Source organism: Massilia sp. YIM B02769 (genome assembly GCF_030411995.1).
Lineage (GTDB): Bacteria > Pseudomonadota > Gammaproteobacteria > Burkholderiales > Burkholderiaceae_D > Telluria.
Map to the genome: position 1 here is coordinate 1 of NZ_JASNRC010000049.1, position 503 is coordinate 503.

The following is a 503-nucleotide window of genomic DNA, read 5'->3' on the forward strand; positions in this document are numbered from 1 at the left end:
TACGTAGGGTGCAAGCGTTAATCGGAATTACTGGGCGTAAAGCGTGCGCAGGCGGTTTTGTAAGTCTGTCGTGAAAGCCCCGGGCTCAACCTGGGAATTGCGATGGAGACTGCAAGGCTTGAATCTGGCAGAGGGGGGTAGAATTCCACGTGTAGCAGTGAAATGCGTAGAGATGTGGAGGAACACCGATGGCGAAGGCAGCCCCCTGGGTCAAGATTGACGCTCATGCACGAAAGCGTGGGGAGCAAACAGGATTAGATACCCTGGTAGTCCACGCCCTAAACGATGTCTACTAGTTGTCGGGTTTTAATTAACTTGGTAACGCAGCTAACGCGTGAAGTAGACCGCCTGGGGAGTACGGTCGCAAGATTAAAACTCAAAGGAATTGACGGGGACCCGCACAAGCGGTGGATGATGTGGATTAATTCGATGCAACGCGAAAAACCTTACCTACCCTTGACATGTCAGGAAGTCTGGAGAGATCTGGATGTGCCCGAAAGGGA

General features: G+C 52.1%; 1 rRNA gene. It reads left to right on the top strand.

What is annotated here, in order from left to right:
• A 16S ribosomal RNA gene (locus tag QPK31_RS26130) occupies positions 1 to 503 on the top strand; the annotation flags it as partial.